Origin of the sequence: Pedobacter sp. UYP1, assembly GCF_040547305.1 — a bacterium.
GTDB lineage: Bacteria > Bacteroidota > Bacteroidia > Sphingobacteriales > Sphingobacteriaceae > Pedobacter.
On sequence record NZ_JBEPPL010000003.1, the window covers coordinates 227607 to 249782 of the forward strand.

The following is a 22176-nucleotide window of genomic DNA, read 5'->3' on the forward strand; positions in this document are numbered from 1 at the left end:
CAATCACATCAGCACTTCTTAATAATTTATTGAGGTAAACCCGCCAAAAAATTCAATATATCCTGGCTGATTTCCTTCACATGGGTTTCTAACGCGAAATGACCCGTTTTATAAAATTTCACTACTGCGTTTGGATTATCTTTTTTATACCCTTCTGCTCCAGCTGGTAAAAAATAAGGATCTTCACTTCCCCAAACAGCTAATAATTGTGGTTTATACTTTCTGAAGTAAGCTTGAAATTTTGGATAAAGGGCAACGTTTGTGCGGTAATCTTTCAATAGGTCAAGCTGTATTTCTACATTACCCGGCCGGTCAAGAAAATGCTGATCTAAGGTATATGTTTCTGGTGCGATCAATGAGGAATCACTCATGCCTTCAAAGTATTGAAATTTAGTAGATTTCAAACTCACAAATTCTTTCAGGTCGTTCCGGTTTTCAGCAGATGGATCTTGCCAGTATTTCTGAATAGGATTCCAGCCCTTACTCAACCCTTCCTCATAAGCATTGCCATTTTGAGAAATAACACCAGTAATTTTTTCAGGGTTAGCAAGCATCAATCTGAAACCTACTGGTGCCCCGTAATCAAAGACATAAACAGCGAAGCGTTTCAAAGCCAATTCATCAATTAATGCCTGTACAGTTTTAGTCAGGTTATCAAAAGTATAATCAAACTGATCGTGAGCTGGTGCATCAGAATATCCAAAACCTGGCAGATCCGGTGCAATTACATGATATTTTTCACTCAGCTCAGGGATCAGGTTTCTGAACATAAAGGACGAGGTTGGATAGCCATGTAATAGTAAAACTACAGGAGCATCCTTTGATCCGGCTTCACGGTAAAATATATTTAATCCGTTGACTTTGATGTTGTGGTAATGAATTTGTTCTGTTTTCATGATTTCTTTTTTTGAATTAACCTGAGTATTTGACTGACCTGACACTTGATTAGCCCCTAAGGTGATTAAGCAAGCCAATAACTGCTTTAAGTATTGTTTATCGATCATCATAACTCTTCTATGTATTTTTATAATTCAAAAGTAATCCATACATTTAATCTTTAAAAACGATTAATAAAGATATAAACAATCATAATTAGTGATTCATAATGAATACAAATGATTTCAAAATATTCGAAGCTGTAGCAGCAAATGGTAGTTTTACCAAGGCAGCTGAGGCGATGTTTACCGTTCAGTCTAATGTGACAGCGAGAATTAAAAGTTTAGAGGATGAATTTGCAGTTTCACTTTTCACCAGAACTTCGAGAAAGGTTGAATTGACTGCTGCCGGCCAAACGCTGATGCATTATTTTAAACAGGTTGGACAGTTAATAGAAGAGGCAAAAAGAGAATTATCTCAAAGTGGTCAATTAATTGGTCAACTTAAAATTGGCTGTATCGAAACGACAATGGCCTTGAAAGCACCGGAGATTATCAATAAATTTAATGAAATGTATCCGGAAATTGAGCTTGAATTTAAAGCTGATATGTCTTCAAATCTGATTCAGGATGTACTCAATTATAAGTTGGATGCTGCTTTTGTAGCAGCGCCTGTTTCTATACCTGAATTAGCACAACAAACAATTAAAGAAGAACAATTAGTGATGGTCACTTCTATCAGGTACCAAAAGATTGAGGAGATTATTCAGGATACACAAGTAAAAATAGTAGTATTCGATCAGGGATGTAATTATAGAGCCAGACTGGAATCATGGCTCAGTTTTAAAGGAATTGTAAACTATAAAAGTATAGTAGTTAATTCTTTGGAGGGCATTATAAACTTTGTTGAAGCTGATCTGGCCATCACCATATTACCTGCCGGATTAATTGAGCAATATTATCAAAACAGAAGATTAAAGACCTTTTCTATTGGGAAGGAACTTGGAACTTCTACCACTATCCTTGTGCATAGAAAAACAAGGATAAATGATAAGTTGTTAACTGCCTTTCTGGAAATGTATTCACACGATTAAGCTATGCATATAAAATTTGAGGAAGCAGCAATATTCCTGTCTAAGAAATTTAAGAACGTAACGCATCTTCAGCATCTGGCTGAAGGCTGGTGGGCTCAGGCATTTTCATTTCGTTGCGAAAAAGGCAAATTCGTAATGCGGATCAGTGCACATCCTCAGGATTTTCTAAAAGATAAGTTTGCCTATAAAAACTTCAATAGTACAACTGTTCCAATAGCCCGGATTTTGGAAACGGGCCAGTTTAATCAGCAATTTCATTATTGTCTCTCTGTCTTCTGTGAAGGCTTAACTGCAGATAAACTGCTTGCAAAGCTGGATCACGAAACCGCATCGGCAATTGTTCCATCCATACTTCAGCCACTTTACCATATTCATCAACTAGATACTTCACAGCTAACTGGCTGGGGATTTACTGATCATCATGGAAACGGGGGCTGGAGGTCCTGGCCTGAATATCTTTCTTCCATGTTTAATCAGAAATATCGGGTGAGTTGGCAAGATCTTGGCCGCACCAGTTGGCTTGATCCTGTATTATTTAGCCGGCTGCACAACAGGATGCAAGAGCTGTTTCAATATCTGCCAAAAGAAAAAAGTATACTGCACGGTGATTATGGCTATGATAACTTGTTATTAAATACAGATCACCAGCCAACTGCTGTACTGGATTGGGGAGAGATGCTCCTGGGTGATGAGCTGTATGACCTGATCCATATGAATGAGCCCTGGGATACAGAAAACACAACTATTTCCTATCTATCATCCTGGAAAGAAGAAATAGAAGCGCAACAAATAGAAATTGTTCATTTCGACCAGCGACTGGAATGCTACCTGATTCATTATGCACTCTTTCATCTCCATATTCATACGGCACGCCTGGAAGAAAAAGATTATCACCATATAGCGCGCTGGGCTGAAAGAGAATTATTATAAAATTTAAAGCCTGTTCGACATTGATAAGAATTGATAGGATTAGTATCAAACAGGCTTTATTGATTAATTTACTTTGCTGAAGAGGTATTTAATAATCTGATACCTGTAAGTACTAATGCCGCTCCCACCAATACAATACTTGCCCAAACGGTATACTGAATACCAAAATTGATAATTACCCAACCGCCAATAGTAGTTCCAAGCGCAATCCCTAAATTAGTAAAAGCAACACCAAGACTATTTGCAAACTCCTCTGCTCCTTTTGCTGCTGAACTAATCCAGGATTGGCCAATCAGAAAACATCCTGTGTGTATAAATCCCCATAGAGCGGTCAGCAAAACAGTATAAATAGTATAACCATTGATGAAATACAACAAAGTATAAATCAAGCTCAGCATCAGTAGAAAAAATGCCAAAGTAGCAACCAGGCTTTTACTCAGCAACCTGCCTGCCACCCAATTCCCAACTACCCCCAAAACACCAAACAACATCAGCATTTTACTGATTTGAACTCCATTTAAGTAGTTGATTTTTTCCATGAATTCTGCAAAGTAGCCATATACTGCAAACATGCCAGCAATCATTAGTGAGGTTGTAATAGCTTGTAAGAGAAAAACACGGTTTTTGAATAATCCCATTTGTGTACCAACAGTGGCTTCCTGTTTTGCCTGCATCGGTGGAATAAATAAGATAACAGCTGTCATAGCAATAATGTTAACCAGACCAAATGCGGCAAAAGCAGTTTGCCAGGTAAATACACTTGCTAAATAACTGGTCACTGGAACACCAAGCACCGTTGCAATGCTTACGCCTCCAAATATTACTGCGGTCGCACTATGCTTCTCTTTTTCTGGCGCATTGGTAACCGCTGCATAAATAGCTGCCGAAAAATATAAAGGATGAAGAAAGGCAGGTAATACTCTCGCCAATAAAAGTAATCCAAATGGAGGTGCCAGAGCAGATAACACATTTGATATGATGAATAGCGACAGCGTTAATACCATCATTTTTTTTCTGTCGAAGCGGGCTGCTGCTAAAGTGATCCAGGGACCAAATAATGCAATGACTAAAGCAAAGCCACTTAAAAGCCAACCCGCATGATCCATACCAATCTGGTAATGCTGCGCGATTTGAGGAAGTATACCAATTACACCAAATTCTGTAGTGATGATACCAAAAATGCCTAAAGCAGCTACATATTTAATTCTATTCATATTCTGTTTATTTCTATTGTACTTATTTTTGAATGATCGCTCAACAATTGAGCAAAAAAATTTTAAGTGATACTATCTATCAATAAATTACTGATTGCGAAGGACATATCCTTATCATTAAATAACACCTGCATCTGCCAGAAACCCGCAAAGCTGGAAACTATAAATGCCGCCATTGCTTTCGCATCTTTATCTGGATTTATCTCTCCGCTGGCCTGCCCCAACCTTAATAAGTTTTCAAGAAAAGACATCAATTCAGCGGTTTGTTGTTTCAGAAAAGCATGGGTTTCCTCGTCTGCACTTGCCATTTCGAAGGAGCATTTTACGGACATACAAGCTTTATTTTCCGTAAATGAACGCGTTATAGCCTTCCGGATAATAGCTTTAACAGAGCCTAGCGGAGAATCATATTTCGCTGCTGCGTCTTCGTACTCCACAAGCTTCTCTTTACTATACATCTTAAGGCTCTCGATAAACAATTGGTGTTTACCGCCAAAAGTCCCGTAAATACTTCCAGGGTTTAACTCCATTGCAGTAACCAGGTCTTGCATAGAAGTAGCATTGTAGCCCTTTTCCCAAAAAAGGTCTTTTGCTTTTCCCAATCGTTCAGTGACGTCGAATTCTTTATTACGTGCCATAATGCTACAAAGGTATAATTGTTGAATGATTATTCAACAATTATATTCAATTATTTTTGATTTACATTTGGTCAGCAGATTATGTATAAATGAGTAAGGGCAGAATTTCATTAATTGTAGCAGTAATTGTTGCAGTGATCGCAGGTATTTTATTCCTGTTGCATTCACCAACAAAAGAACCAGTCCAACTTGCAAAGACTTTACAGTCTCCTGCTGCCGAACTGAAAAAAGAACCGGTTAAATCAGCAGAACCTGCTACTGAACAAACAGCTCAAATTAATCTAAAAATCAGCTCGTTCCTGAGATCGCCGTCTATAGCAGCAATGAATGAGGTGGAAAAAACGATCCGTCAGCAGCTTCCGCTATTAAACATGGCACAACGGTATGCATTATTAGCACAATGGGAAAAAGCATTGACCCCAATGATTAATCGTTTAGCTCCGGAACAACAACAAATCTTATCAACTTATCAAAGCTGCTCAAACAGTAGCTATCTGGAAGGCGAAAATTCAAAGAATTATAGCACCAGAATAGCCAAAGAACTACCTGCCAGATTAAATTCTCCTCAAAAAACATTATTTCAACAACTCACAGCTCACCAGATTGAAATCACGCAGGCCGAAGAAGAAGATCCTGCTTTTGAACTTAAACCTGCTTACTGGAAAAATCTATTTGCATCCTGGTTAACAGAAGCCGATCAGCACTATTGGGATCAGCAAACGATCGAAAATAATCCTGTAATTGATTATGATGCAGGATTGGCAGTGGACCGCCTGACCCTTGGAGACTGGGCTTTTTCCTGGGAATCTTATTTAAAAAAATATCCTGAGGGTCATTACCGGAAGGAAGCTGAAAAAAAATACCGGGATTATATGAGCTACCTGTTAGTTGGTCTTGAAAATACACCAACCTTAAATTCAGAAACCAACAAAATTGAACCAGATGTGGTTACGGATTTTGAAACCATCATTAAACATTATCCTAACAGTAGTGTCGCAAATTCGATTATCCTGTTCAGGAAAACAATACAAGATGCAGCAGGTAGAATTAAGATTTCTCCAAAGCTCTATGCACTCGCTAATACACTTGTTAGTGAAGCTGCATTCATTAAAAAATGAGTGTTAAGCCCTGATTAAGGTTTAACATTATATAAATATTCCTGTCCGGTAATCACGCCTTTTGCTTTGCGTTCGGCCTCTATGGCTCTCAACTCTATTCTTCTGATCTTTCCACTGATCGTTTTTGGTAACTCAGTGACAAATTCAATGATACGTGGCATCTTGTATGGAGACAACTTTTTCCTGGAATAAGCAAAAAGTTCATCTGCCAGCTCTTTGCTGGGTTTATAGTTCGCATTTAAAATCACAAATGCTTTTACTTCTAACCCTTTAAGTAAATGAGGACTGCCCACTACTGCAGATTCCATGACACCTTCATGCTCCAGCAATACACTTTCTACTTCGAAAGGCCCGATCCGGTAATCTGAAGATTTGATCACATCATCATCCCGGCCTACAAACCAGATATATCCCTGGTCATCCTGATAGGCTTTATCTCCCGTATAATACAAGCCGTGTTTAAAGACTTCATTTTTCTTTTCAGGATCACCGAAATAAGTATCAAAAATGCCATTCGGTTTTCCTGTGTCCATTTTCACACAAATACTTCCTTCTTCGCCCGTTGGCAACTCCAGTCCCTGGTCGTCAGCTATTACAACTTCATAGAGGAAAGTCGGTTTCCCCATAGAGCCGGATTTCACAGGCTGGCCGGGTAAATTAGCAACCAGACAAGTACTCTCTGTTTGTCCGAAACCATCCCGCAACAGTATGCCTGTACCATTTTTCCAGGTTTCAATGACTTCTGGATTTAATGGTTCTCCCGCCGCCACACATTCCCTTAAGTTGAAATGATAAGCCTTCAGATCTTCCTGAATAAGCATACGCAAAACCGTAGGCGGCGCGCAAAAGGTTGTAATTTGATGTTTTTCTATCAGGCCGAGTGTTTCTTTGGCGTTGAAACGTCCGGTTTGGTGAAAGGCGAAAATACAGGCCCCTATGTTCCAGGGTGCGAAAAAACTGCTCCAGGCAAATTTTGCCCAGCCTGGTTGTGAGATGTTGTAATGGATATCATCTGCCTGCAGGCCAATCCAGGAACTCGTGGTTAAATGCCCAAAAGGATAACTTAGATGTGTGTGTATGACTACTTTGGGCATACCCGTTGTACCTGAAGTAAAGAACAGAAACAGCGGATCGTCTGCTTTAGTTATTGCACCGGTAGCTTCTTCCTTTTCCTGCCGCAAATCTTCCAGGTTATACCAACCCTCTCTTTGTCCTTCGGCAATGATTTTAACCAGGATCTTCTTCCTGCTTAATTTCTCCGCTTCTTCTATTTTAGCGGCATTGTCTGCATCTGCAATGATCACCTGGGGCATTAATTTATCAAACCTGTAACTTATATCCGCAACCCCTAAAATATTAGCCGCCGGGATCATCCGGAAACCTCCCTTAATGGTGGCCAGTATGCTAAACCAGGTTAATGGCTGCAAGGACATTTGTGTTAAAATGACATCATTTTGCTGTACCCCCTTTTTCCTGAGAAAATTAAGCAGCTGGTTGGCCTGCCTGCTTAGCTGTAAAAAACTGAAACGATGAACGATATTTCCGTCTGTCCAGAGCAACGCATTTGCAGCAGGTCGTTCTTTGACATGGATCCCTTCAAAAATATCATTAGCCCAGTTAAAGAATTCCGGCTTGTATAGTATGATATCTTTCAGTGCCCCGAATTGTTTGCCTGCTATTAGTTGACGTACTTCTCTGAATGTTGCTTCCATATCCTTTTAGTGGTCTCAGCCCGCAGACCGATCAGAAATTAAAGATAAAAGGTTTAGGGCAATTAAATCTATATATTCATGCCCTAAACCAAAATCCTTCAGAATCTATTCAAATCTAAGGTTTTCCTGCGGTCAGATAGTCCCAGCCAGCCTTCGTCAGTTCAGCAATGATTAAATCACTTGCTTTTTCATCTTCTTTAGTCATCGATACAAATACAGCAACAGCAAAATGTTTTCCATTCGGCAGTGTTACTATACCAATATCATTGGTAGCTGTAGTTAAACCAGCTGCATTTGCACCAGAGTTTCCTGTTTTATGCGCAACTGAAGTACCAGCAGGCAATAAACCTTTGAGTTTATTTGCGCCAGTAACTGTTTCAGTCATTACTTTCCATAAGAAATCGTGCGAAGTTTTAGAAAGAATCTTTTGACTATAAAACAACTTTAACAAATCTGTTGCAGCAACAGGGGTTGTCCAGTTGGTGAACTGTACATTTTCATCTTTGTGCATTTGCTCTTCCGTAGCCACTACAGACACCTGCTTGATGCCCAGACTATGAATATATTGATTGACCTTTGCCGGTCCTCCCATTAACCTGAACAAGATGTCGCAGCCATTGTTATCACTTTGCGAAACTGTATAGCTTAAAATTTCTGACAAAGGTATTTCAACCTCCCCATTTGGATATTTATCTCTCAGCGGACTCCAGGTATCTGGCAGCAGGTCACTCTTTTTAACCAGGATCTTTTGATCCAGCCGAAGTTTACCTTTGTCTACTTGATTTAAAATGGCTAAAGCCAGGTGAAATTTGTAAACGCTTTGCATCGGCAAGTGTTTTGCTCCATTCACTGTAATTGTATCTCCATTCTGTAAATCTGTTAATGAAAATCCAATAGTTGCAGCATGTGAACTAACAATGTGCTGAAGTCTTTTTCGCAGGTCATTTTTTTGCGCGAAGCCATTTACTGAAATAGTCAGTAAGAGCCCGGCAATAATCATTTTTTTTAATGTAATAAATCCTTTCATATGACAAATTAACGGATATTTCACCTTTACCGTATGTCGTCTTTTGACAAAATTTATTCACATAATTTAGCAAGGTTTTTTCATTTATCACCGCGGCTCACGCTAACTTCCTCAGTATAAAATGTCTGAAAATTAAAAAAAATACTAAGTCACCACTTTTGAATAAAATATCCACTATATTGCCTTTTAGGAAACATCATTAACTACCTACAATGAAAATTATTTTACCCAAAGCTAATTTTATGCAGATTTTCCCCAATCTGACCTGCATTATGTTCCTGGCTGATGATTACTGAAAATTAAGAATGGAGCATTCACATCCCGGCAATGGAAAGTAAAGACAACGTCAAACATAGAAATAAAGAACAGACCAAGAGAAAACTTCTTCAGGCCGTAGGGGAAATTATTATAGAAAAGGGGTACTCAGGTTTAGGCGTAAATAAAATTGCAAATAAGGCTGGCGTAGATAAAAAACTCATTTATCGTTATTTCGGAGATGGGAATACGCTGGTAGAAACCTATATCCTGGAAAAAGATTACTGGCTGGGATTTGCAGACAAATTACAGGAATTCAATGATATCAAAACCCCTGATCAGGCAAAAGAAATTATATCTGCTATGCTGGAACGCCAGTTTACATTTTTATATGAGGAAGAAGCTATGCAACATATGATTTTAGAAGAATTGACTTCTAAAAGCCCATTAATGGCTAGTATATGCAATATCAGGGGAAATATTGGTGCAAGCTTACTCAAACATACTGACCCTCATTTTAAAGATTCTGAAGTGAATTTCAGAGCGGTGAGTGCATTGCTTGTATCCGGCATCTATTACCTTGTTTTACAAGCTAAGATTAATGGCGGCACTATTTGCGGAATTGATATCAACGGCACTGAAGGAAGAGAAGAAATTACAAAAACGATACGTCATATTATTGAATGGGCTTATGAGGCCCCTGAAAAATAAAAAAAATAAAACACAATTTTTCAATAAACGCTAGAAATACCATGAAATATGAACTGCAGGAATTCAAGTCACTGGTTGATGCCTTACACGAAAGTGAAGGGCTTGATGCCTGGATGACTGAGCAGCGTAATCCTATTGAAAATATAGCCATAGAGGCTGTACGTATTTGTCAGATATTTAAGGACGCAAGTCTGCAAAAAGACGCGGTACTCTTTACCAAATATTTCCATCAGCATCAGCATGAACTTGTGGCCATGACCGAGCAAGTCTATACTTTCTTGAATATTCAGGATGATGAGGATAATGAAGATGATGATGGGGAACTTACTTTACAGCGCCTCTATAATGCGCTGGTAAGTATCCTGCAATTTATGCAGACACAACTGAAAAATTTCTTTAAAACCGATGGTAAAGTTCCGTTTAGCTTTATTGAACAGCATCAGTACCAGGAGGAAATAAATCATCATTTTATAGAAAAAACTTTACTCGAAAGAGGTATCAATACCACTATAGTTACCCATTTATTAACCGTCCTCAGGTTTGAAGATCAGCAACCAAATGAAGAAATTTCTTTTGCCGTATACACTTATGTGTTGAAGGTACAAAGGGAACTACTAATTTATCTGCAGGGGCAGGATGATGAAACTAATAATTACAGAATCCTTAAACTGCTCACTACTTTAAATTTAAACAGTATAGGAATTTACGAACATTTTCATGGAGTAATCAATGACAATCAATTGCCCCATTTTAAGATTCCCGGCTTCCAAAAACCAACAGACCCTATTAAAATGTCTTTATTGTTGTTCATCATCACCGAAATTAATTCATTGCATGCCTTGAAATTAATAGCAAAAGAGTTATACCCTTTAACTAATTAAGGAAAACTCAAAATATCTTCGGGGCGGATTATATGCTACATGACTGTGCAGATTTGCTTTACTTTGCACCATGTTGCAAACAAACACCAAACCTTCTTCTACCATTCTTAGTGCACGCAGATCAACCATGCTGATTTTTTTAGTGTGTGGATTGGGGGTTGCCAGCTGGGCACCAATAGTTCCTTATGCTAAAGAACGTCTTGGGTTTAATGATGCAAACCTAGGATTACTACTGCTGCTAATGGGAGCCGGTGCTTTACTCATGATGCCAATTACCGGAATTCTGATACGAAAACATGGTAGTAAAAAACTTATTCTGAGCGCGATTATACTCCTATCGATCATCCTTCCTTTGCTGCTTATCATGGATACGCCATTAACAATGGGGCTTACCTTATTTATTTTTGGCGCTGCTATAGGAACAATTGATGTGGCTATGAATGCTCAGGCTATCAATATAGAACGTCATTATTCAAAGCATATCATGTCTTCTTTTCATGGGCTGTTTAGCCTGGGCGGAATCCTGGGGCCGCTATTTATGGGTGGAATGCTCAAATTCGACCTGCAGCCTATTGTTGCGATAGGAAGTATTTCGATCCTGCTGCTACTGATCGCACTCAGTCAATATCAAACTCTTTTATCCTCAGACCAAGAATCAACAACTACAGAAAAAACAAAATTCTCCTGGCCGGGAAGCGCTGTAATTTTCCTGGGTTTAATGTGCTTTATTGTCTTTCTCGCCGAAGGATCAATCCTGGACTGGAGTGCTGTATTCTTAAAAGATATCAAGAATTTTGATGCAGCTATTGCCGGAGCAGGTTATGCCGCGTTTTCAATTGCAATGACGGCTATGCGCTTACTGGGTGATAAATTCGTGGACAAAGTAAGTCCTCAGAAAATAATCATATTTGGATCAGCTATTTCAGCAGCAGGATACCTTGTTGCCGTATTCAGTCCGTGGGGATGGCTTTCCTTGGCAGGCTTTGTACTGGTAGGTTTGGGAGCTGCCAACATTGTCCCTGTTCTATTCAGCGCAGCCGGTAAAGTAAAAGATGTCCCTGCTTCGGTCTCTTTACCTGCGGTAACTACTATAGGTTATACCGGTTCATTGGCTGGTCCGGCAGGGATTGGTTTTATTGCTTATTACAGCTCCCTTTCTGTTGCTTTCTGTGTGATTGCCGGGCTGTTGCTGCTGGTGAGTATTTCTTATCGTCAAAAATAGATTTCTACTGCTTTGACAATCTTTATTTCTGTAAAATTCATGTTAAAATTCTTACCTTGATAGGGTATAATTCATGGAAACACAGGACTGATGATGAATAAACATAGAGAAAAGTACTTGTTGATATTTATTTCAATTATAGGGCTCTTTGCTTGTGTTAATACAGATCGCAGAAGATCTTTGTTTGATGCACAACTTGATGTTTTTAAGAAAAACGACATTTACCATGATGTACAGGCCACCGCGAATAAAAGCCTGAAGAAATGGCTTTCTGAAGACCTGAAGGATATTCAGGTGCTTAAAAAGAGTAACTGGAAGTTAGATGATGCTGTGTTTTTTAACAGTAGAAAAGACAAGTGTTATTTACTATTACTCGTCCAGGACAAGGACACGCTGGCGAAACTGGATTATGTTTACCTGATATACGGTGCATTGGAACAGGAAAAATGGAATATCTATTTTACCGGACTTTCTACCATGGCCTTTTCCAGAGATAAATATAATAAGAATGAACATGAGCCAATTGCTATGAATATGCTCTCCCTGTTAAGCAGAGAAGAAATACTTCAGGACTATTATAAAGCAAACAGGCATATTAACGATGAATATGTAAACAAGGCCTATACGCCGGACTTAAAAAAGAAGCAGGCAACGTTCCTTAAAAAAAAGAATTAACACTATTAATCAGAAAGAATAATTTATTATTTACCGGGCAAACAATTCTTGCGTATTATTTGTTCATGCATACGTAACAAATAACTAAATAATAAAAAATGAATAAAACTATCTTACCTCTCGCTCTGCTGGGCTTAACTCTTTCTCTTGGGATCCATTCTGCTTCAGCACAAATTAAGTTAAACAGTAAAGGTCTGGGCGCATTACAAAAGGGAGCAAAAGCAGTAACTTTCTCTGATGCTGATGCTGCAAAACTTGCTGGTGAAGCTGTAACCTGGATGGATGAGCATAATACTGTTGCCCCGGCTAAAGATCCTTATACTGTCCGCTTGAATAAGATCTTTTCAAAACATGAAAATGAAGGCGGACTTAAGCTAAACTATAAAGTATATAAAGTAAAAGACATCAATGCTTTTGCTTGCGCGGACGGTAGTGTACGCGTATTTTCTTCGCTAATGGATATCATGAGTGATGACGAATTATTAGGGATTATCGGTCATGAAATTGGACACGTTGCCAATAAGGACACCAGGGATGCAGTAAGAAGTGCTTATAAAAGAGAAGCTATATCAGATGCAGCATCTTCTCAATCAGGTGTAGTGAATTCACTTTCACAAAGTCAGCTGGGAAGTTTTGCCAATGCACTTTTGGATAGTAAATATAACCGTAAACAAGAAAGTGAAGCTGATGACTATTCTTATGAGTTTATGAAAAAACACAATTATAAAGTAACTGCTTTAGCAAGTGCATTTCAGAAATTCGCCGATATGGAAAAATCATCTGGTGCTGAAAAAAGTAAAACTGAAAAGATGTTAAGTTCACATCCTGATAGCGGTTCACGCGCAGCAAAAATCCTGGAAAAAGCTAAAAAAGATGGTTTGTCAAAATAAGACACCATAGCTGTTAAAATAAGCTGTTATGAAAAAGCCGGGCCTGATGCAATACTCCCAAAAAGTCAGACAATTATGGGAACATTGCATCAAACCTGGCTTTTTTTATACATTTTCTTGTACGACGGCTTTCCTGGTTGTCAAGGTTGCTCCTGCACTGGCAATAATCACGCAGCCAACGGCCAGCCATTGATTAAAAGTTAAAAATTCATGTAATAAAATGAGTCCATTCAAAGCCGCTACAGCAGGCTCGAGGCTCATTAGGATACTGAATGTGCGTGCAGGCATTTGCCGCAGCGCATTAATTTCAAGTGTAAACGGTATGGCGCTTGACAAAAGTGCCAATGCCAGTCCCATTAAAAGAAGAGTTGGTGTTAAGTGCATCAGTCCCCCACTTCCAATTCCAAATGGTGCAACGACCAGGGTAGCGAATAACATGCCTACTGTAACTGCATCTCCCCCATTCATAATCTTGGAGATTTTTCCGCCCATCACAATATAACCTGCCCAGAAACCTCCTGCGGTCAACGCTAATAAAACACCGATGAGATCAACTCCTTTACCAGTCCAGGGGGCAATAAGCGCGATCCCTATTCCGGCCAGTAAAATCCATAAATAATCAGTGATACGTTTAGATCCGAAGATGGCTACAATTAATGGCCCGACGAATTCAAGCGTCACTCCTAAACCAAGCGGTATCCGCTCAATCGCCATATAGAAAATCAGATTCATTAAACCCAGGGATACTCCATAAGGAATAACTGCTTTCCATTGTCTGGCGGTAAGCTTCGTTAAATTTGTCCGGTTAACAGCCATCAGGATAACGGCCGAAAGGCCGATCCGGATTAAAGCCGTACTTTGCGCCCCTAAAACAGGAAACAGACCTTTAGCGATTGCAGCTCCGCACTGTACACTGACAATTGATAAAAGAACGGCAGGAATTGGTGGTAAGGTAAAAGATTTATTGTTATTCATTTGCGCCGCAAATTTAGCTATTATTTTCCTCAATTAAATTAGAGTGATCTAATTAAGAATGCAGGAAAAGTTGCAACAATAACGGGACGCTTTAACCTATAGAAGTGGCCGGGGTTGAGAAGGGATTGGAAGGGTCATTAGCCCTTCCAATCCCTTCTCAACCCCAGCCACAATACGATCTGCAACAAACCTCCTTTAATTCTTGCTATTCAGCAATAGCAGTGTAAGGTTTATCTTGTTTCATTACCTTTTTACGGTAAGCCCAATAAAATACAATCGGGAATATAAACAGGTTAAATAAGGTATCAGAAATCAATCCCCCGATCACTACTGTGGCCAGTGGTTTAGAAGTTTCGGAACCGATACCTGTTGACATTGCTGCTGGTAATAATCCAATCGCTGCCATCATTGCGGTCATCACTACCGGACGGATCCGGGATTCCACACCAATTCTAAGCGCATCAATAAACGTCCATTCAGGATGACTATGCCGCATTTCCTTAATATTTGACTTAAACTTGGTGATCAGGATAACCCCATTCTGGACACAGATCCCGAATAAAGCGATAAAACCGATCCCAGAAGAAATACTAAAGTTTATCCCCGTAAGCAGCAGCGCAAATACCCCACCTACTATTGCAAACGGTACATTATTTAAAACGAGTAATGAATCTTTGATCGTTCCGAATAAAATAAACAGGACAAAGAAAATCAACAATATACTAATCGGCACCACCTGTGTTAAACGCTGAGTTGCCCTTTGCTGGTTTTCAAAATCTCCTGCCCACTCTATATGATAACCTTTAGGCAGTTTAACCTGCGCATTCACTTTGTCCTGAGCCTCTTTAATGGTACTGCCCATATCCCGGCCACGAACAGAAAACTTGATTGCACCATATCTTTTATGCTTATCGCGGTAAATCAAACTCGGGCCAACCAGTTTCCTGATATTAGCAATTTCCCGCAGCGGAACTTTATTCCCCGAAAGCGTTGGTACCCTTAAATCGCCAATCGCATTCGCATTGTTCCTGAAGTTTTCAGGATAACGGATCCGAAGGTCAAACTTACGTTCACCTTCATAAATTTGTGTAGCCGCTTTTCCACCGATAGCCGTTTCAATGACCGCACCTGCATCTGCAGTAGTCACCCCATACAGAGCCATCTTTTCCTGATCCAGGTCAATCCGCAATTCTGGTTGTCCGAGGTTGCGCATAATACCAAGATCCTCCACTCCCTTAATATCCTTCATGATCTTGAAAATCTTCTCTTCTTTCTCTTCGACAAATTTGAGATCATCGCCAAATAACTTCACAACGATAGATCCCTTTACACCGGATACAGCTTCCTCTACGTTATCAGAAATTGGCTGAGAGAAGTTGAGATCAATCCCCGGAAAAAACTTCAGTTTTTCCTGCATCCGCTGGATCAATTCAGGTTTACTCTCTTTACTTTTCCACTGGTCTTGTGGGTAAAGATCCACATGAAACTCCAGATTGTAGAACCCTGTCGCATCTGTTCCGTCATCCGGACGGCCTGTTTGAGAAATAACCTGCTTAACTTCAGGAAAGCTTCTGAAGGTTCTGCGCATATCATTAGCGAGTTTCACAGATTCACCCAGCGAAGTGCTCAAGGGCCCGGTCGCCCTCACATAAATAGTTCCCTCATTGAGTTGCGGTAAAAACTCTGTCCCTAAAAACTTAAAGCAAAAAAGACTGACCGCCAAAATGATAATGGAAATTGGAAAAGCTATTTTTCTGCCTTTAAAACAAATATTGAAAAGTCGCATGGAATTGCGCGTGATCCATTCTACAAAGAAATTGCGCTTTTCACGAACATTCTTGTTCAACAGGACACTGGCCATGACCGGTACTAAAGTAAAAGTCAGAATTAGTGCGCCTAATAAAGCGAAACCTAATGTCCACGCTAAAGGAGAAAACATTTTACCTTCTACCTTTTCAAAGCTGAAGATCGGCAGCAAACCAATAATGATAATCAGTTTTGCGAAGAATATACCTTTACCATTGATCAGACAAGCTTCTTTGATCATCCCCAGTTTACTGAGTTTGTTGAATTTCTCCATCCCCTCTTTCTTTGCCCGATGATCCAGTACCACAAAAATACCTTCCATCATCACGACGGCCCCATCTATGATAATCCCAAAGTCAATCGCCCCCATCGAGAGTAAATTGGCAGACATGCCTTTAAATTTGAGACAAATAAATGCAAAAAGTAAAGCCAGCGGGATCACAATAGCCACAATAATTGTGGTCCGCCAATCGGCCATAAAAAGGAATACAATGACCGTCACGAAAATGATCCCTTCGGCCATGTTATGCAGCACCGTATGCGTTGCAAAATCTACCAGATCTTCCCGGTCATAAAAAGCATTGATCTTAACGTCGTCCGGCAAAATACTATTGTTCAGTTCATCCACCTTGGCTTTAAGGCTTTGAATCACATCATTTGTATTTCCACCTTTCAGCATGACCACAATTCCCTCTACTACATCAGGGTCACCATCACGGCCAACCTGTCCAAGAGGTGGCAAACTTGATTCTGTAACCTCACCAATATTTTTCACGAAGATGGGTGTCCCCTTCACATTATCAACAATGATGTTTTTAATCTCATTGATATTATTCAGCAAACCAATTCCCCGCACTACATAAGCTTGTCCGCTTTGCTCAATCACATCACCACCTACATTAATATTACTTTTAGAAACAGCATCATAAACTTCCAGCGGCGTAACACCATACTGCACAGCTTTTTCAGGATCAATTGTAATCTGATAAGCTTTAGTCGGGCCGCCGAAACTATTCACATCCGCCACACCAGGCACAGACCGTATTTCACGTTCCACTACCCATTCTTCTAGTGTTTTTAGTTCCTTAACAGACTTCTTGCTGCTGGTTAATGTGTATCTGAAAATCTCACCTGTTGGCCCGTAAGGCGGTGAAATCTCAGGTTTCGTGCCTTCTGGTAAATCGGCATCGCCTAAGTGATTATTTAATTGTAGACGCGCATAATCATACTCCACATTGTCCTCAAAAGTTACTTTGACTACCGAAAGTCCAAATAAAGACGAAGACCGGATCGATGTTTTTTTCTGCGCCGGATTCATCGCTATTTCCAGTGGCCGGGTCACAAACTTCTCTACTTCTTCCGCACTGCGGCCGGGCCATTGGGTAATAATGGTCAGCGAAGTATTCGTTACATCGGGAAACGCATCTATTGCGATGCTTTTAAAACTGAAGTATCCTCCCACCAGGAGCAGGAACGTCATGAAAAATATAAAGAACTTGTTCTTAAGAGAAAAAGCCAGTACTGATTTAATTACTTTATTCATTGCTTGAATTTAAACGGGTTAAGCGGATCATGTTATTTCAGAGATTCGTACAGGAACAACTGTCTTGACGCAATAATCTGATCACCGGGTTTTAAGCCTGCACTGATATAAGCGCGGTCTTCTACACGTTTGGAAACAGTGATTGGCTGTATACGTACTTGCGATTTCCCTTCCTTAACCACCACATAATTCCGGTCATTATCCAGTACAATTGAACGGGTATTAATCATCGGCAGGTTCTCTCCCGATTTTGCCTGTACCACGACATTGGCAAACATTTGCGGTTTCAGTAAATTCCCCGGATTGCTGATTTTCACGCGGGCACGCATTAATTTATTGTCCTTGTCAATCATATTGTACACTTTATCTATTTTCCCGGTGAAAATTTTCCCCGGATAAGCCAGTGTAGTAATCTGAACCGGATAACCCGTTTGTACACTTGTGATATCGGATTCGTAAATATTGACGATGATATAAACTGAAGAAAGATCAGCAATAGTAAACAGGTTCTCGGTATTGTCAGCTCTTACCTGCATATTGCTGGTGATGTTTTTCTCTACAATATATCCACTGATCGGCGCTTTGATCAGGTAGCCACGCTTATCACTTTTATTGATCGACATCACTGAATGTGCCCGGCTATTTTCTGCCGATGCCTTTTGATAGTCTGATTTTGCCTGTTCCAGATCCTTGCCCGAAGCCAGCCCACTCTGATACAAGTCTTTTGTAGCTTCCAGCGTTCTTTTGGTATCCCTCAAATCTGCTTCTGCACTAATCAGGTCTTTTGAGTAGCCAGCAACTTCCACACTGTGCATACTGGCCAAGGTCTGCCCTTTGCTCACCACATCTCCCAGCAGGACATTCACATTTTCAGTGATCCCGCTCACCATAGGATAAATTTTAGCGACCTTGTTTTCATCAGGCTCTATCGTCCCGGTCAGGGTAATCTGAGAAATTGCGCTGGCCTGCTGAACAGTATCCACTAATAGACTGCCCAATAAACTATCGGTGACCTTGAATTTATTATCCTCAGGTTTTGAGGCTGCATCATGACGTGTGCAAGACGAGAATAATAAAGTGGCAGTACCAAATGCAGCTGCCAGCGTAAATATTTTATAAGTATGCATATAAAGAGGTTATTGCTGATTAAAGAATGGAGTACCTGTAACGAAATTCAGCTGTTCTAAAGAGCTGATGCGGTTAAGCTGCAAATTGTTCAGCTGGATCGCATTGGTTTTATAGGAATCATAGAAATCCAGGAATTCAAGCAGGCTGATGTTATGTTTTTCATAGCTCTTATAAACTTCTTCTATCAAATGTGTAAAGTCTGCTTTAAACTTGGGATCAAAGCTGTTATAGAGCCTTTCCAATCTATCCGCAGCCTGATAACTATTGTCCAGATCACTTTGCAGTTGATCTTCCTGTTGTGCCAAAGCATTTTTGCTGATATCAATCGCTACCTTTGCCTGTCTGATATTTCCCTGGTTCCGGTTGAAAAGAGGAAGCGGTATACTGATTCCAAGACCAGTATAATTAGGTGTATAACCTGCAAAGCGGTCATAAGTAATCGACATGGTCACATCTGGTATAGCCATTGACTTTTGCAGCCGGAGGTTAAGGTTACTGGATTCAATCACCGAGTGTGATAGCTTTAAATCGTACCTGTTGGTATAAGCGGAGTCGAGCAGTTTTTTATAGGTAACTTGCTGTAATACATCTTTGCCATCCAGATTGAATTCAAGCTGAGGAACAATGTGTACGTTAGCATTGGTGCGGATTAGCAGTTTAAATTCACTTTGTACATCATCGATATCATCTTTCAGTTCATTTAGCTCTGATTGAAGCGTGTACAATTGAGATTGAATCCTTAATACTTCTTTCAGTGCAATATTCTCTTTGGCATATTGCTGTTTAAATCCAACCAGTGTTTTTGATAAAGAGCTGATCTCTTTGGCATATACTTTTGCAGATTGCTCCTGATAGTAAATTTTATAGAAATCAGTTCTCAAAGTATATTTAAGAGTACGCAAAAGATCAAAAAGCTGAAATTCCGCCTGCTGTACACCCATTTTGGCCAACTTGATATTCTTATTCCGTTTACCCGCAGTTTGAAAAAGCTGGGAGATACTTGCAGCACGCTGCCCGGTTTGTTTACTGACATCCAGTATCCTCTTGTTTGCGGAATTGTATAATATGTTCTCATAGGATACTTCCGGATTATCAAACAAGCGGGCGGTAATCACTTGTGCCCTGGCATCGTCAATATTATATTGACCAGCTATTAAACTCAGGTTGTTTTTGAGAAACAAGTCTTCTGCCTGTTTGATCGTGATATTTAAGGAATCACGTGTATCATTTTTGCCATCATCCCTTGCAATTACTGAATCAATTCCGGTAAAACCACAGAGATTTACCAGCAATACAGGGAGCACAAATTTCAATTGCATAGCTTTATTATTTTAAAAACAAAGCTATAGTATAGGCATTAGGAGCTACTTAAAGGCACATTACGTGGGCATTAGAAGTTCATTAGAAAGCTTTAATGTGGCCTAATTTATAGGCAGGTAAACATAAAAAGTAGTACCCTGGCCCAAAATTGATTCCACCTGAATAGAACCATTGTGCTGCTTCACAATATTATTGGTTAAAGAAAGACCAATGCCGTAGCCCGAAAAATTCAAAGCATTGGCAGAACGGTAAAAGGGCTGGAATATCTTTTTAATATCTGCTGGACTAATGCCAATGCCGACATCTTTGATTGCAATGACCATCTGTTGGTTTTTATAACCTACTGTACATAAGACTTCCTGACCCACAGAGAATTTAACCGCATTTTTAAGAATATTATTAATGGCAATAAATAACAATTGCCTGTTTCCCTGTAAAGTCCTTTTAGACTGATCGGTTGGCAGATCATAAATAATTTTAATCGGATCAGTATTGGTTTTAAAGGCTAATTCATCTGCAATTTCCCAGATCAGTTCGTCTATTCTTATACTTTGAAAATCTTTGTTATCTAAATTGGTCTGCATGAGCTCCATTAAACTATTGATGATATAGTTTAACCTTTCTACACTGCCTACAATTTCTTGCAAAGCATGCTTATACTCTTCAGGGCTGCGCTCTCTCATCAAAGTGATTTCGGCCTCCCCTAATATAGAGGTGATTGGTGTACGCAATTCATGAGAAGCATTTGCAACAAATGACTTCTGACTTTCAAAAGATTGTTCCAGGTGTTCCAGCAATTGATTAATAGCAGAAGATAAATTATCTGTTTCATCAGTTTTAGCCTGATTAACGCTTAACCTGTGGTGTAAGCTAGAGGCCCTGATTCTTTTTAGGTTGTCTGTAATGGAAACGATAGGCTGCAATGAAATGCGCGCAAAAATACGTCCGATGAAAAAAGTAATAAAAAGAGAACTGATAAAGAATGCAGTCATGATCAGCCTGAGCTGCTCCATATCATGCAAGCCCCGGTCATCAATTGCAGAAACTACGACTATAAAATTACCGGAGTTATCCGGGTAGTAAATTCCTGTAATCTGCGTTTCTCCCTGCCGCAAATGAATAGATTTCTTTTTAACGATCTGTGACAGGAAATCATGTTTCCAGCTGATAGAATCCTCTCTGGTAAATTTGGAATTAAACTTGTCATCGTAAACCCGGATAGATTCATGGGTGAGTGATTGAGGAAATTTTTTGGCAACCTGGCGGAATATATCTTTTGATAAATTATCTTCGGCAAGATAAAACTGCGCAACGGTTACTGCTCTTTCATCGAGCTTATTCATAAAAGACTTTAAGCGATTATGTTCTACCAGCACATAAATACCTGTGAGTACCACCAAAAGTAAAATGGCAAACATAAAGGTAAATTGCAGTGACAGTCTGTTTTTAACTTTCATCGGGACGGCTTTTACTTCATTAATTATCCTTTGATTACATAACCCATTCCAATCACAGTATGGATTAGTTGCTGATCAAAACCTTTATCAATTTTAGCCCGCAGGTAGTTAATGTAAACGTCAATCAGGTTAGTACCTCTGTTGAATGATATTCCCCAAACTGCTTCAGCAATATAAACTCTGGACAATACCCGTTCTTTATTAGCCATCAGCACTTCCAGCAGGGTAAACTCTTTAGCGGATAAAATGATATTTTTACCATTACGGGTGACTGTCTTTTTGTAACAATCCATTTCCAGGTTATGAATCCTGAAAATAGTTCCTGGTAAAACCTGATCGCGGCGTCTGCCTAAAGCTTTAATCCGGGCCAGCAATTCTGCAAAGTGAAAGGGTTTAGTTAAATAATCATCGGCACCGTTCTCTAATCCTTGTACCTTATCACTTACTGTATTTAAAGCGGAAAGCATTAAAATAGGAACTTCCTTTTTTAATTGCCTGATTTGTTTACAAACTTCCATCCCATTCAGATAGGGAAGAATAACATCTAATATAATCAGCTCATAATCGTTCTCCAGGGCCATTTTACAACCCATATTTCCATCATAAGCAACGGTTACGGTATTTAATTGTTCTTCCAGCCCCTTTTTAATAAATGCAGCAACCTTGGGCTCGTCTTCAATCATTAAAATATTCATTTTCCTTCTA

19 protein-coding genes are annotated in these 22176 nt (G+C 39.6%); 8 read left to right on the forward strand and 11 right to left on the reverse strand.

The window, feature by feature from the left end; genetic code table 11:
- Positions 1–26 precede the first annotated feature (26 nt).
- Positions 27–896 carry an alpha/beta fold hydrolase gene (locus ABIB30_RS08830; protein WP_354301164.1) on the reverse strand — a complete coding sequence of 290 codons (870 nt, stop codon included), beginning with the start codon at positions 894–896 and terminating at the stop codon, positions 27–29.
- Between the two features lie 209 nt (positions 897–1105).
- On the opposite strand from ABIB30_RS08830, the gene ABIB30_RS08835 reads away from it, so the two are divergent.
- Together ABIB30_RS08835 and ABIB30_RS08840 are read left to right on the forward strand one after the other, a co-directional pair.
- Positions 1106–1969, forward strand: a complete 864-nt coding sequence (locus ABIB30_RS08835) for a LysR family transcriptional regulator (protein WP_354301166.1) — start codon at positions 1106–1108, stop codon at positions 1967–1969.
- Between the two features lie 3 nt (positions 1970–1972).
- On the forward strand, positions 1973–2899 hold the full coding sequence (locus tag ABIB30_RS08840; RefSeq protein WP_354301168.1) for an aminoglycoside phosphotransferase family protein: 927 nt from the start codon (positions 1973–1975) through the stop codon (positions 2897–2899).
- A 68-nt stretch (positions 2900–2967) separates the two neighbouring features.
- Here ABIB30_RS08840 and ABIB30_RS08845 read toward each other — a convergent pair whose 3' ends face one another.
- Positions 2968–4113: an MFS transporter gene (locus ABIB30_RS08845; RefSeq protein WP_354301169.1), complete on the reverse strand. Its 1146-nt coding sequence runs from the start codon at positions 4111–4113 to the stop codon at positions 2968–2970.
- Between the two features lie 62 nt (positions 4114–4175).
- Positions 4176–4751: a TetR/AcrR family transcriptional regulator gene (locus tag ABIB30_RS08850; protein ID WP_354301171.1), complete on the reverse strand. Its 576-nt coding sequence runs from the start codon at positions 4749–4751 to the stop codon at positions 4176–4178.
- An 89-nt stretch (positions 4752–4840) separates the two neighbouring features.
- On the opposite strand from ABIB30_RS08850, the gene ABIB30_RS08855 reads away from it, so the two are divergent.
- Positions 4841–5869 carry a hypothetical protein gene (locus ABIB30_RS08855; RefSeq protein WP_354301173.1) on the forward strand — a complete coding sequence of 343 codons (1029 nt, stop codon included), beginning with the start codon at positions 4841–4843 and terminating at the stop codon, positions 5867–5869.
- Between the two features lie 14 nt (positions 5870–5883).
- Here ABIB30_RS08855 and ABIB30_RS08860 read toward each other — a convergent pair whose 3' ends face one another.
- The gene (locus ABIB30_RS08860; protein ID WP_354301175.1) at positions 5884–7581 is read right to left on the reverse strand and encodes an acetate--CoA ligase; all 1698 of its coding nucleotides are present in this window, start codon (positions 7579–7581) and stop codon (positions 5884–5886) included.
- Positions 7582–7696: 115 nt separating this feature from the next.
- Positions 7697–8608 (reverse strand): class A beta-lactamase, subclass A2, encoded by a 912-nt coding sequence (bla, locus tag ABIB30_RS08865; RefSeq protein ID WP_354301177.1) that lies wholly within the window; start codon positions 8606–8608, stop codon positions 7697–7699.
- Positions 8609–8935: 327 nt separating this feature from the next.
- On the opposite strand from bla, the gene ABIB30_RS08870 reads away from it, so the two are divergent.
- The 5 genes from ABIB30_RS08870 to ABIB30_RS08890 all read left to right on the forward strand — a co-directional run bounded on the left by ABIB30_RS08870 (position 8936) and on the right by ABIB30_RS08890 (position 13242).
- On the forward strand, positions 8936–9574 hold the full coding sequence (locus ABIB30_RS08870; RefSeq protein ID WP_354301179.1) for a TetR/AcrR family transcriptional regulator: 639 nt from the start codon (positions 8936–8938) through the stop codon (positions 9572–9574).
- 41 nt (positions 9575–9615) lie between these two features.
- Positions 9616–10455, forward strand: coding sequence for a hypothetical protein (locus ABIB30_RS08875; RefSeq protein WP_354301181.1), 840 nt, complete (start codon positions 9616–9618; stop codon positions 10453–10455).
- A gap of 70 nt (positions 10456–10525) precedes the next feature.
- Positions 10526–11677 carry an MFS transporter gene (locus tag ABIB30_RS08880; RefSeq protein WP_354301182.1) on the forward strand — a complete coding sequence of 384 codons (1152 nt, stop codon included), beginning with the start codon at positions 10526–10528 and terminating at the stop codon, positions 11675–11677.
- Positions 11678–11767: 90 nt separating this feature from the next.
- Positions 11768–12352: a hypothetical protein gene (locus ABIB30_RS08885; protein ID WP_354301184.1), complete on the forward strand. Its 585-nt coding sequence runs from the start codon at positions 11768–11770 to the stop codon at positions 12350–12352.
- 98 nt (positions 12353–12450) lie between these two features.
- On the forward strand, positions 12451–13242 hold the full coding sequence (locus ABIB30_RS08890; protein WP_354301186.1) for a M48 family metallopeptidase: 792 nt from the start codon (positions 12451–12453) through the stop codon (positions 13240–13242).
- Between the two features lie 105 nt (positions 13243–13347).
- Here ABIB30_RS08890 and ABIB30_RS08895 read toward each other — a convergent pair whose 3' ends face one another.
- The 6 genes from ABIB30_RS08895 to ABIB30_RS08920 all read right to left on the reverse strand — a co-directional run bounded on the left by ABIB30_RS08895 (position 13348) and on the right by ABIB30_RS08920 (position 22166).
- On the reverse strand, positions 13348–14217 hold the full coding sequence (locus ABIB30_RS08895) for an EamA family transporter (protein WP_354301188.1): 870 nt from the start codon (positions 14215–14217) through the stop codon (positions 13348–13350).
- 205 nt (positions 14218–14422) lie between these two features.
- Positions 14423–17566 carry an efflux RND transporter permease subunit gene (locus ABIB30_RS08900; RefSeq protein ID WP_354301190.1) on the reverse strand — a complete coding sequence of 1048 codons (3144 nt, stop codon included), beginning with the start codon at positions 17564–17566 and terminating at the stop codon, positions 14423–14425.
- Positions 17567–17598: 32 nt separating this feature from the next.
- Entirely contained in the window at positions 17599–18693 is a 1095-nt protein-coding gene (locus ABIB30_RS08905) for an efflux RND transporter periplasmic adaptor subunit (protein ID WP_354301192.1), read from the reverse strand.
- Positions 18694–18702: 9 nt separating this feature from the next.
- Complete coding sequence (locus ABIB30_RS08910; RefSeq protein WP_354301194.1) at positions 18703–20013, reverse strand: TolC family protein; 1311 nt, start codon at positions 20011–20013, stop codon at positions 18703–18705.
- Between the two features lie 102 nt (positions 20014–20115).
- Positions 20116–21471: a sensor histidine kinase gene (locus ABIB30_RS08915; RefSeq protein WP_354301196.1), complete on the reverse strand. Its 1356-nt coding sequence runs from the start codon at positions 21469–21471 to the stop codon at positions 20116–20118.
- Between the two features lie 23 nt (positions 21472–21494).
- Positions 21495–22166 carry a response regulator gene (locus ABIB30_RS08920; RefSeq protein WP_068396441.1) on the reverse strand — a complete coding sequence of 224 codons (672 nt, stop codon included), beginning with the start codon at positions 22164–22166 and terminating at the stop codon, positions 21495–21497.
- Between the last annotated feature and the right edge of the window lie 10 nt (positions 22167–22176).

What these genes read in the sequence shown, in the direction of transcription:
- ABIB30_RS08830 (WP_354301164.1), bottom strand. Translation starts at nt 896, where the DNA reads ATGAAAACAGAACAAATTCATTACCACAACATCAAAGTCAACGGATTA.
- ABIB30_RS08850 (WP_354301171.1), bottom strand. Translation starts at nt 4,751, where the DNA reads ATGGCACGTAATAAAGAATTCGACGTCACTGAACGATTGGGAAAAGCA.
- ABIB30_RS08845 (WP_354301169.1), bottom strand. Translation starts at nt 4,113, where the DNA reads ATGAATAGAATTAAATATGTAGCTGCTTTAGGCATTTTTGGTATCATC.
- ABIB30_RS08895 (WP_354301188.1), bottom strand. Translation starts at nt 14,217, where the DNA reads ATGAATAACAATAAATCTTTTACCTTACCACCAATTCCTGCCGTTCTT.
- ABIB30_RS08900 (WP_354301190.1), bottom strand. Translation starts at nt 17,566, where the DNA reads ATGAATAAAGTAATTAAATCAGTACTGGCTTTTTCTCTTAAGAACAAG.
- ABIB30_RS08905 (WP_354301192.1), bottom strand. Translation starts at nt 18,693, where the DNA reads ATGCATACTTATAAAATATTTACGCTGGCAGCTGCATTTGGTACTGCC.
- ABIB30_RS08870 (WP_354301179.1), top strand. Translation starts at nt 8,936, where the DNA reads ATGGAAAGTAAAGACAACGTCAAACATAGAAATAAAGAACAGACCAAG.
- ABIB30_RS08915 (WP_354301196.1), bottom strand. Translation starts at nt 21,471, where the DNA reads ATGAAAGTTAAAAACAGACTGTCACTGCAATTTACCTTTATGTTTGCC.
- ABIB30_RS08920 (WP_068396441.1), bottom strand. Translation starts at nt 22,166, where the DNA reads ATGAATATTTTAATGATTGAAGACGAGCCCAAGGTTGCTGCATTTATT.
- ABIB30_RS08860 (WP_354301175.1), bottom strand. Translation starts at nt 7,581, where the DNA reads ATGGAAGCAACATTCAGAGAAGTACGTCAACTAATAGCAGGCAAACAA.
- ABIB30_RS08890 (WP_354301186.1), top strand. Translation starts at nt 12,451, where the DNA reads ATGAATAAAACTATCTTACCTCTCGCTCTGCTGGGCTTAACTCTTTCT.
- ABIB30_RS08910 (WP_354301194.1), bottom strand. Translation starts at nt 20,013, where the DNA reads ATGCAATTGAAATTTGTGCTCCCTGTATTGCTGGTAAATCTCTGTGGT.
- bla (WP_354301177.1), bottom strand. Translation starts at nt 8,608, where the DNA reads ATGAAAGGATTTATTACATTAAAAAAAATGATTATTGCCGGGCTCTTA.
- ABIB30_RS08875 (WP_354301181.1), top strand. Translation starts at nt 9,616, where the DNA reads ATGAAATATGAACTGCAGGAATTCAAGTCACTGGTTGATGCCTTACAC.
- ABIB30_RS08840 (WP_354301168.1), top strand. Translation starts at nt 1,973, where the DNA reads ATGCATATAAAATTTGAGGAAGCAGCAATATTCCTGTCTAAGAAATTT.
- ABIB30_RS08855 (WP_354301173.1), top strand. Translation starts at nt 4,841, where the DNA reads ATGAGTAAGGGCAGAATTTCATTAATTGTAGCAGTAATTGTTGCAGTG.
- ABIB30_RS08885 (WP_354301184.1), top strand. Translation starts at nt 11,768, where the DNA reads ATGATGAATAAACATAGAGAAAAGTACTTGTTGATATTTATTTCAATT.
- ABIB30_RS08880 (WP_354301182.1), top strand. Translation starts at nt 10,526, where the DNA reads ATGTTGCAAACAAACACCAAACCTTCTTCTACCATTCTTAGTGCACGC.
- ABIB30_RS08835 (WP_354301166.1), top strand. Translation starts at nt 1,106, where the DNA reads ATGAATACAAATGATTTCAAAATATTCGAAGCTGTAGCAGCAAATGGT.